Annotated in this window: 9 protein-coding genes; 2 read left to right on the plus strand and 7 right to left on the minus strand. The window is 67.7% G+C overall.

What is annotated here, in order from left to right; all coding sequences use genetic code 11:
* Nucleotides 1-4: 4 nt before the first annotated feature.
* On the plus strand, nt 5-3,562 hold the full coding sequence (locus VF647_00300; GenBank protein ID HEX8450496.1) for a hypothetical protein: 3,558 nt from the start codon (nt 5-7) through the stop codon (nt 3,560-3,562).
* A gap of 81 nt (nt 3,563-3,643) precedes the next feature.
* Here VF647_00300 and VF647_00305 read toward each other — a convergent pair whose 3' ends face one another.
* Genes VF647_00305 through VF647_00320 form a run of 4 tightly spaced genes read right to left on the minus strand, consistent with a single transcriptional unit; the run spans nt 3,644 to nt 7,768 of the window.
* The gene (locus VF647_00305) at nt 3,644-4,861 is read right to left on the minus strand and encodes an alcohol dehydrogenase catalytic domain-containing protein (GenBank protein ID HEX8450497.1); all 1,218 of its coding nucleotides are present in this window, start codon (nt 4,859-4,861) and stop codon (nt 3,644-3,646) included.
* Nucleotides 4,858-5,757, minus strand: a complete 900-nt coding sequence (locus tag VF647_00310) for a diacylglycerol kinase family protein (GenBank protein ID HEX8450498.1) — start codon at nt 5,755-5,757, stop codon at nt 4,858-4,860. Before VF647_00310 ends, VF647_00305 begins: the two co-directional genes overlap by 4 nt.
* Nucleotides 5,754-6,452: an acetoacetate decarboxylase family protein gene (locus tag VF647_00315; protein HEX8450499.1), complete on the minus strand. Its 699-nt coding sequence runs from the start codon at nt 6,450-6,452 to the stop codon at nt 5,754-5,756. The genes VF647_00310 and VF647_00315 overlap by 4 nt, the downstream gene beginning before the upstream one ends.
* A complete protein-coding gene (locus VF647_00320) occupies nt 6,449-7,768 on the minus strand; it encodes a pyridoxal phosphate-dependent aminotransferase family protein (protein ID HEX8450500.1) in 1,320 nt (439 codons plus the stop codon). The genes VF647_00315 and VF647_00320 overlap by 4 nt, the downstream gene beginning before the upstream one ends.
* On the opposite strand from VF647_00320, the gene VF647_00325 reads away from it, so the two are divergent.
* Nucleotides 7,752-7,883 carry a hypothetical protein gene (locus VF647_00325; protein ID HEX8450501.1) on the plus strand — a complete coding sequence of 44 codons (132 nt, stop codon included), beginning with the start codon at nt 7,752-7,754 and terminating at the stop codon, nt 7,881-7,883. The two genes, VF647_00320 and VF647_00325, sit on opposite strands and share 17 nt — an antisense overlap.
* Before the next feature lie 146 nt (nt 7,884-8,029).
* Here the strand turns inward: VF647_00325 and VF647_00330 are convergent, their stop codons facing one another.
* The 3 genes from VF647_00330 to VF647_00340 all read right to left on the minus strand — a co-directional run.
* Complete coding sequence (locus VF647_00330; GenBank protein ID HEX8450502.1) at nt 8,030-8,833, minus strand: lysophospholipid acyltransferase family protein; 804 nt, start codon at nt 8,831-8,833, stop codon at nt 8,030-8,032.
* A gap of 262 nt (nt 8,834-9,095) precedes the next feature.
* A complete protein-coding gene (locus tag VF647_00335) occupies nt 9,096-9,911 on the minus strand; it encodes a TlpA disulfide reductase family protein (protein ID HEX8450503.1) in 816 nt (271 codons plus the stop codon).
* Nucleotides 9,912-9,977: 66 nt separating this feature from the next.
* On the minus strand, nt 9,978-10,203 hold a 226-nt coding region (locus VF647_00340), incomplete at its 5' end, for an RES family NAD+ phosphorylase (GenBank protein HEX8450504.1).

Below are 10,203 nucleotides of genomic sequence, written 5' to 3' on the forward strand. Positions count from 1 at the left end.
CCGAATGCGCTTCTGGAGCTGGCTGAGTCGCGGATTGAGGAGCCTGCTCGCTGGAGCGAATTCCGACTCCGACGCACACTCCCAAGGAGTTGAGACGCCAACGCAGTCCGGCATGGACACGAGTTCTGCGGTAGCAGCAGGCGCTCGCGCTGTCGCGATCGGCGGAAACGCGGACAGGAGCACCATCGTTACGGGAGACTACGTAACTGTCCACGTCAGTTACAGTGCACCCGAAGCTCACGAGAGCCACCAACGCGCCATCGAAACACTCGCCCTCGTGCGGCAGATCGCGGCCAATCAGCCCGCGCATGTTGCCATACCGCCTGCCCCCGAGGCGGAGCAAACCCGTTGGTCTGCGAAGCTCGACCTAGTCAGAGAGCTGATCAACAGCGGGAAACTGGCGTCGGCGCTGGCGGCGCTTGACGCGATGGAGCGCGACTCCGCCCCGCCGGCTGTCGATGTGGAGTTGGAGCGTTTGCACCGGTACTCCGGTATCGTACTGTACCGAGTCGGCCGCACTGCAGAGGCTCGGGAGCGACTGCAGAAGGCTCTGACATACAACCCCCGGGAGTTTTCGACCCTCGCCATCATGGCCGCAGTGCATTCATCGCTTGGCCACAATGACGAGGCTATCGGCTTTGCGCAGCGTGCGGTCGCCTTGGATCAAGCGTCCGCGTCCGCATGGGCGATCCTCTGCGACGCAGCGACTGCCGCCGGGCAGGAGGTGGATGTCCCCGAGGCGATCGCGAGAGCCCCGGAGGTGCTCGTCTCGCGAGCCAACGCCGCGCTTGTAAAAGAAGAATGGACTTCCGCGATCCAGTTGCTCGAAGATGCCGCCGGTGCGGCTGGGGCGTCCGGTTACTCCCGAATGCTGCTCCTCGCGCATGCGTACATCGCCCGGAGCCGATCGTCGGACCCGGTGCATGCCGCTTGTGATCTGAACGCGGCGCGGCGAGTGGTGGATGAACTCCTGGTTACAGTTCCAGAGGACGACGAGAAGCCACGATATGTCAGCCAGGCACTCCTGCTTCGGGCCGCCGTCCGGGGCCGACTCGGGGATGCAGACGGCGAGCTGCAGGATCTTCGTGCGGCGGTTCGGAACGATCCCAGCTCCACCGCGGCGGTGTTCACCCTGTCAGCGGCTTACCTGGAGCGCGATAGGCCCGGTGAAGCTGCTGAACTCCTCGCGGACCATCCTGAACTCGGAAATGATCCGATGCTTGGGGCGCTCCGCCCTTCCATACTTCGGGCTACCGGTCAGTCCGCCGAGCAGGTGCGGTCTGCGCTGATAGAGGCACTCCGCAGGGCTTTCGGCGCACCGAACGAGGCACAGATCAGGACCATGCTCGCGGAGATTGCGCTGGAGGCGGAGCTGATCGACGCCGCGGTGGATCTGCTCGCCACCGTCACCGAAGCGGACTACTGGTTCCAAACCATCCTCCGCGCCAGGATTGCGGACCGGTCGGGGGACGCGCACGGGGCGAATGTCCTGTATCGCCGCGCTGTCGAGACCGCTTCTACGAACGATCAGGTCGGAGCGCGGATGGAGTGGGCATCGTTCCTCCGTCGCCAGGGCGATCTGGAGGCTGCGCTGGCGCAGCTGACCGCGGCGGACGCAGCTAGTGCCGACGAGGACACGCGCCGGCGTTACGTGAAGTGGCTGCACGAGGCTGGCGATTACGAACGGGTTGCAGAAGTCGTAGACCGCGCAAACCGCGACGGGATCCGCTCTGCGTGGGTGCTCGAGGTCCAGAGTTGGCTCGCACACGTCCGGGGGGACGTACCGGGCGAGCTCCGCACCCTTTCAGAGTGGATCAAAGTGGAGCCGGGGCGCGCAGATGCGCACCTCAACCTTGCACACGCGCACCTGCGTCTGGGCGATCGGGAAACGGCTGCGGCCGTTCTCGATGGCTTTACGCACCTCTCGGTACTCACTCCAACCGAGGAGATGGGCTTCGCGCAACTACTGTTTGAAGTAGGCCGCGTCGGCGCCGGCTTGGAGATGGCGCTTCACGCTGTCCGGCGGGACCGTTCCGATGAGAGGCTCAAGGGTGCGTTCGCCCATATGTTCCTGAGTCGTAGGGATTCGGTTCTGAGCACTCCCCCCACCAAGGTTGCGGCCGGGGTGCACGTGGTTCTTGTGGGACAGAGCGGGGAGCGACAGGAGTACACGATTTTCGCCGATGAACCAGTAGATCCGTCACGCGGAGAGTACCTACCCACGGACCCGGTCGTTCAGTCACTCATCGGGTTGACAAAAGGAGAACGCGTTGTGCGGCGGCCTGGGGCGCCGACGGAGGCGGTATACGAGGTAGCCGAGTTGAAGCCAGTGCTGCTGCACATGTTTCATCAGATTCTGAGCCGGTTCGGTCAGGAGCACCCCGACAGCCGGATCATGCAGCAGGTCCACATCGGTGAGGAGCCCTCTCTCCAGCGGTTCGCGCCCGTCATTCAGTCGGTGTTTCAGCGCGCAGCAGGTGCCGACGAAGCGGTGCGCGTATACGAGGAGCTGAGGGTCCCGCTGGGATCTCTCGCCGCAATACTGGGACGCAGAATTCCTGATGTTTATGCTTACCTTGCCGGTACCGATGGCAAGCATCTGTATGCGGAGTTCGGGGATGCGCTGCACTTCGAGTTGGCTGTGCGGGAGGCGTCCCAGCCAACTATCGTTCTGACACGGTCAGCGCTCCTCACTGCGGGTGAGCTCGGGTTTCGACATCAACTACCTGAGTGGTTTGTGCGCCTGATCGTACCTCGGTCCCTCGTCGACGATCTCGCCGACGAGCTCAGGGAGCTTGAGAAACCGCTGGGTGAGAGCCGACAGACACTGAGCTCGACCGGAGGCCGGCTCGTCCTCCACGAGTTTACTCATGAAGAGCTTCGCACCGCTAAGGCGGAGCGGGAGGAGGTCCTTCGCTGGGTTCGTGACACGTGCTCCGTCGAACCGCTGCCTTCCAATTCGCTCACGACTGCGGATCGGTGGTGGCGTGAGGCCATCGGCACCAGCTCATACGACTCCTACGTTCTGGGGGTCGCGCTGAACATACCGGTGCACGCGGACGACCTGGGGTTGCGCCTCGTGTCTCCCGGAGATTGTGGCAAGCAAGTACGGGGATTCTCGAGTTCGGCGCTTCTTACGTCGTTGCATGCGCGGCGTATGCTGGAATCCGCCGAGTACCACCGGCACCTCACGCGGCTCGTGGAACTCCAGCATGTGCACGTACCGGTCTCTTCAAGCTTATTTGAGGCGGTGCTGTTCGAGGCGGGGTTTTTGGTCGATCCGAGTGTAATGAGGGTATTCGCCCGGCTGTCAGGCGTCTACTCGCTCGCTCAAGACGCGATCGATGTGGCTGCGGAGCTCATCAGGGCTGTTGCCAAGTCGACCGCCTCTCATCGACTTTACGCGGTGGCGACCCTCTGCATGGAGTACCTGTGGGACGGCCACCCGCAGCCGGGGACGCTCTCCGCATTCGCCGCCGCTGTCCGCATAAGGTTGTATCTTCTCCCGCTGGCGAGGGACAGCTTCGAGCAGGCCCTCAATGACTTCCGTCAGGCGCGGTAGAAGAACCCTTATTGTGTCACCTGACCGACTTGAAACACAGGATGGGCTCCGCTCTAGGCGGGTATCTCCGCGCCCGGCCAATCAGTACCGGAACGCCACCTTGATGCTCCCGCTCCCCTTCTTGTCCATCGCGGTGAGGAGGGCGTCGCGGAGCTGGTCGAGGCGGAAGGTGTGGGTAAGGAGGGGGGCGAGGCGGGCGCGGCCGTCGGCGACGAGGGCGGCGGCTTCGGTGAAGGCGTGGGCGCCGGCGCCGCCGTGGGAGTGGCCGCTGTAGCAGAGGCTGCCGCGGATGGTCAGCTCCTTGAGCCAGACCGGGCTCCAGTCGATCCCGTTGAGCTGCGTGCTGTTGCCCAGGAGCACGATGGTGCCGCCGGAGCGGGTGAAGCGGAGCGCGTCCTCCATGCCGCGCACGCCGCCCACGCACACGTACACCTGGTCGAACCCGCCCACCGCGATGCGCTTGCCGATAATCGGCTTGAGGAGGCGTGCGCCCGAGATCTCGGCCAGCGCCTCGAAGTAGTCGCCGCGGCCGCTGACGGTGCGGGCGGCGCCCAGGCGCTCGGCCTGCTCGGCCTGGAAGGGGTACCGCGCCACGATCGTCACGTCCGCGGTGGGGGCGAGCGCCTGGAGGGCGGCGACGGTCACGAGGCCGATGGCGCCCGAGCCGATCACCAGCACGCGCGCACCGGCGGGCGGCAGGTTCGCGCGCACGGCCTGGACGGAGCAGGCGAGCGGCTCGATCAGCACCGCCTCCTCGTCGGCCAGCGAGTCCGGCACCGCGACGAGCTGGCTCTGGTGCGCCACGAACTCCTCGCCCCAGCCGCCGCCCAGGCCCTTCGTGGTGCCGATGAGCATCCCGGGCGCGAGGTGGCCGTCGGTGAAGTGCTCGCAACGCGAAGGGTGACCGTCCGCGCAGCCGGCGCAGAGGGGCTCGACGCCGCGCGGGACGCAGGAGAGCAGGGGATTCACTACCACGCGCTGCCCGACGCCCCACCCCTTCACCGCCGCGCCCAGCTCCGCCACCGTGCCGACGTTTTCGTGACCGGGGGTGAACGGGAACGACGAAAAGGGCGAGGTGGAGGGTGATGCGCTCAGCGTCACAATGCCGAGGTCGCTTCCGCAGATGCCGCCCATCCGCGTCTGGATGCGCACCCAGTCGGGGCCGGGGAGGGCGGGGGAGGGAGCGTCGGAGAGGCGGGTGCAGGAGTGCGGCCCCACGTACAGGCCGGAGTTCAGCCGCCCGGCGCCGGCGGTGACCAGGTAGCGTGGGATGGGCGCCGCGAAGGTGACCGCCTTCACGCCGGCACCCCCGGCGTCACCACCCGCAGCGCCGCGGGGAGCGATGTGATCTCCAGCCGCGCGCTGCTCGCGCGGTTGTACTCGCCGTCCGTCTCGTAGGCGGGGGGCGAGTCGAAGTCGAGGGTGAAGGCGCGCGCCTGCTCCACCTTGACCTCGGGCGCGGTGACGTGCGTTCCCTTGATCGCGGCGCCGAAGATGGAGATGCGGCGCGCGGCCGAGGCGTCGAGGATGCTGACCGCGTCCAACATGCCGTCGGTGAGCGACGCGCCCGGCGCGATGGCGAAGGCGCCGCCAAAGTTGCGCGCGTTGGCCACGATCAGCATCAGGTGCCGCCCGCGCGAGGTGCCCGCGGCCGTAGTCAGCCCGATGTCGACGCCGCGGTAGCCGAACAGCTGGCGGACGGCGGAGAACATGTACAGCGCGTTGCCGCGCAGCAGGGGGATGCGACCCACGTCCTCGAGCACGGCGATGTCGAACCCGAAGCCGGAGACGTTCAGGAAGTGGCGGTCCTCGATGCGGCCCACGTCCACCCGCGTGTCCGGGCCCTCGACGGCCAGGCGCGCGGTGGCCTCCGGGTCGCCCGCGGGGGAGCCGGTCGTCTTGGCGAAGTCGCACCCCGTGCCGCCCGCGAGCAGCGCCAGGCGCACGTCGGCGCGCGCGCCCAGGATCTGGTTCGCCACGTTGCTCCAGGTGCCGTCGCCGCCCACGGCCACCAGCGTGTCGAAGCCGTCCTCGATGGCGCGCCGGGCCAGCTCGCCCTCCTGCCCCGGCCCCGTGCTGACCCGAACGTCGGTGACTCCGTGCGCGGCGAAGGCGGCCTTCACGCGGGGGAGCAAGCGCGAACCCCGCCCCCTTCCGGCGGCGGGGTTCGCGATGACGCATACCCGGTGGGTCACGGCTGCACCGTCATGGCGAGCTCGCGCAGCGGCTGAAAGGTCTGCACCCCGCCGCGCATCCACATCTCGCGGATCGGCAGCTCGCTCACCTCCTCCAGCTCGTCGAGCGGCTCCGTCATCGGGTGGGGGTAGAGCTTCAGGTAGCCGCCCTCCTCCTCGCTCTCGCTCAGCGCGCCCTGCATGGTGATTTCGGCCAGGAAACCACCCGCCTCGTCGAACATGAACGACTGGTGAAGCTGCGCCGCGTCGCGCCATCCGTGCGAGGTGATCGCCATCTCCACGATCGGCCGTCCCTCGTCCGACACGCGGACCATCATGCGGCCGTTGCTCGCGTCCGGCTCCATCGACATCTGCACGTCGCGCATGTAGTGCGGCAGGTGCCAGCGCTCGATGGCGTGCTCACGGGCCTCGCGCGTGGTGGTGCCCAGCAGGAAGGGGTAGAAGGCGGAGTGCGGCATCGCCATCCCCGGCTCCACGCGCGGCGAGACGAGGATGCCCAGGATGACCTCCTGGTACGCGCCCACCATGCTCTCGCTGAAGTCGAACGCCATCACCGACAGGATGCCGGAGCCGTGGTGCAGCTCCGCCGGCTGCAGGTGGCGCGGGAGGATGGCGCGGGCCTGCTCCACCGGGAACTCGAAGAAACCGCCCACCGCGTTGCGGAAGACGTAGACCGTGGTGCCGTCCTGGCTCATTTGAGGATTCCTTCCTGGCGAAGCACGGAGACCAGGATCTCGCTCGCGCGCTCGAGCTGCGCGAAGTTGTGGGCGGCGGATACGGAGATGCGGAAGCGCGAGCGGTTCTTGGTGACGGCGGGGTACTTCACGGGCTGCACGTACAGCCCGGACTCCTGCATGCGCCGCCCGATCCCCATCACGCGGCGGTCGTCGCGCACCATGACCGGGATGATCTGCGAGGTGGACTCGCCCACGTCCACGCCGTGTTCGGCGAGCAGCCCGCGCATGTGCGCGACGTTGGCCCAGAGCCGGTCCCGCAGCTCCGGCTCGCGCTGCACGATGCGGAGCGCCTCCAGCACCCCCGCCGCGATCACCGGCGACAGCGCGCACGAGAAGAAGCGCGAGCGGGAGAAGGCGTCCAGGTAGCGCTTCATCTGGAGCGAGCAGGCCACGTAGCCGCCCATCCCGCCCAGCGCCTTGCTGAACGTTCCCAGGTGGATGTCGATCTCGTCCTTGAGCCCGAACTGCTCCGCCACCCCGCCGCCGTTGGGGCCGTAGATGAAGGACGAGTGCGCCTCGTCGATCATGATGCGGGCGCCGTATCGCTTCGTCACCTCCACGATCTCGGGGAGGGGGCAGACGTCGCCGTCCATGGAGTAGACGCCCTCCACCACGACGAGCACCTTCTTGCCGGCCACCTTTTTGAGCTGCTTCTCCAAGTTCTCCGGCTGGTTGTGCCGGAAGAAGCGCGTGTCCGCCTTGCTCAGGATGGCGCCGTCTACGCAGCTCGCGTGGGCGTTCTGGTCCATGATGACCACGTCGCCCGCGCGCATCAGCCCCGAGATGAGCCCGACGTTGGTGGAGTAGCCGGACGGGTAGATTATGGCCGCCTCGGTGCCCTTGAAGCGCGCGATCTCGTTCTGCAGCTCCTCGTGCACCTCCATGGTGCCGCTCAGGATGGGCGACCCCGCGGCGCCGAGGCCGTAGCGGTCGAGCGCGCTCTTGGCGGCGTCGATCACCTCCTGGCGGTACGAAAGCCCCAGGTAGTTGTACGACGACAGGTTCAGAAGCTGCAGCCGGCGCTTGCCGATCGGCTCCTGCACCTCCACCTGCGGCTTCGGCGCGGCGGCCATCGGCTGGCCCAGGAGGAAGTACCCCGTGGGGCGCACCTCGTCGTACCACTCGTTGTACGGCGTGAGCACCGCCAGCACGTCGTCGCTGCTCGAGTAGTAGAAGCTGTTGAGGTCGTGCTCCGTGGCGCGCGGGGGCGGGGGAGCCTCGACTTCATCGAGCCAGCGGTCCGGCTGTACCGCGGCGGTGCTCACACTCTCCATGGGGCTCCTCCAGGTGGATACCGCCACCCGCGTCTGGGTCGGCGGGCCCGCTGAGCGGCTCCTGCCCCGCATGCTGGCGGGGACGGGGATGGCTCGCGGGACGTCGTCGGGATAGTCGGCGGCCCGGCCCTGCTTGGGCGCGGGACGAGATCGGTTCTGAAGCGGGTCGTGATGGGCCGGCAAGCGCCGGGTCGCGATGCAGCGGGTCTGTACAGCGTTAGCACTTTTATCGCGCGCGGGAGACAACCGCATTCCACAACGCTATCCATGCGTTTCCGCCTCCGCAACCCCGCGAGGCGCCGGAAGCGTAACACGGCCGTTCTGCGGTCCCAATTCGTGGAGCAGCTCGTCGCGCGCGGAGTCGATCATGGCGCGCACGCGGTCGCGGAGCGCGGGGACGTCCGCCAGCGTGAGACCGTCCGTCTCCACCGGAGGTAGAACGCGGGCCACGGCGCGGGCGGGGTTCATCACCCAGCTCCCCTTGGCGAGCGCATGGTTGGCTCCCGCAACCGCGATGGGGAGCACCGGGCACTTCAACTCCACCGCCAGGCGGAACGCGCCGTCCTGGAACGGGCCCAGGCGGCCGTCGAGCGTGCGGGTGCCTTCGGGCATGATGAGGATCGAGACGCCCCTCTCCAGCCGGTCGCGGCACTGCTCCAGGGCGCGGCCGCGGCTGCGGGTGCTTCCGCGCTCCACGCCCACGTCGCCGGCCATGCGCATCATCCACCCCATCAGCGGGATGTTGAACGCGGTCCGCCTGGCCAGCCACTTCATCTCCCAGGGGAGAAGGCTGATCAGAAAGATGTCCGCGATGCTCTCGTGGTTCGCGACGGCCACGTACGGGCGCCGCGGATCGGTGATGCGCACGCCCTCGGTGCGGAAGCGCCAGAGCGGGTTGAGCTTCACCACCGTCACCGCCGCGCGCCGGAACCACCAGCCAACCGCGTACCGCCCCGGGTCGCGCGGCACGGTCACCACGTACAGCAGCGCCATGGTGGGGACCCAGACCAGCCCCACCATCAGCATGCTCGCCCAGGACCAGAGGGAGATCAGTCGTCGGAGCACTGAGGCGGCTTGTGGGGCGGACGGTACGAGGGGAGCGACGAGGGATTGCCGACTAGGAATATAACGAAATCCGCCATTCGGCAATCCCGCCGCCTCGTCGGAGACAGAGAACAACAGCGAAAAGCCTCACACAGAGGCCACAGAAGGAACTGAAAGGCCACAGAAAACCCTTCTGCGGTTCTCTCTGTGCCTCTGTGTCTCTGTGTGAGCCATGCAGTTGCGGTTCTTTCCTGCGTCTCTGCGCCTCTGCGTGAGACTTCCGTTACCGGCTTCGCGCGGACCTGTATGACAGGTGATCGACAGGCGCGTGGCGGAGCGCCTCGGCAACGGCGCTCTTGAGCTTTCCGGCGCTCACGTGTCCCGCGGCCTGCACGCTCCCATCCGGCCGCACGACGAGCGTGTAGGGAATGCCGTACACGCGATAGAGCCGCGCGATGCGGTTGTCCGGATCGGCGATGAAGGGGACGCCCGAGCCGTGTTCCTCCTGCCACGCGCGCAGAGTCGCCTCGGAGTCGTGGCTGAGGACCGCGTAGGTCGACACGCGCTCGGCCGGCGGGCGTGCCGCGAGCTCCTGCAGCACCCTGTACTCGTCGCGGCACGCCTTGCACCACGTGGACCAGAAGACCAGCACCACCGCGCGTCCCTTCAGGTCGGAGAGGCGCCTGGGGGCGGACGTCTTCGCCGCACCGAGCGGCGTGAGAACGACGTCCGGCGGTGTGCTCCCCATCTCGGGAAAACGCGGCTGGCGGGTGGGAGGTGCGCCGTGCACGCAGACGTAGCGCGCGACCGCGCGCGCCAGCGCCGGCATGTCCCCGCGCGCATGCGCCGCCCGAACGGCCGCCGACTCCGCCGAGCCCGCGGTGCTCCCCCGCGCCGCGATGATGTGCTCCGACGTCTCCCGCACCACCATGTCCCGTACGAGGGTTCCGGCACCGGGGTCGAGCGGCCGCGGGACCGAGTCCGTGCAGGCATACGACAGCGCCAGCTTCCCGTTGTCGCTGGCGAGCCTCGCCACCTTTTCATCGGAGCAACCCACCGCCACGGCGAGCACCGGAATCGCCCAGATCAGCTTGCGCATGGGTACCGTACAGGATGAGGCGGAGGATGTTCGGCGTCAGGCTAGTGGGGTCCGGTCGAACGGATCTTACGGCCCCAGTCCGATCTCGTAACGGTCGAACCAGCTCCCGAGCTCCGCGCTCAGTGAAAGGTCGAGCAGCGGAGTGCTGTCGAGCACCGCAATGGCATCACGGGCTCGCTCGAAGAGAGCCACGGCGAGGTCGTCATCGTCGTGCCGCGCCCGGTAGATGATGCCGTCCACGCTATCCGGGTGCTCGTGGAGCGCGTGGGACCAGGCCCACGTCACGTCGTAG

Origin of the sequence: Longimicrobium sp., from assembly GCA_036387335.1 — a bacterium.
GTDB lineage: Bacteria > Gemmatimonadota > Gemmatimonadetes > Longimicrobiales > Longimicrobiaceae > Longimicrobium.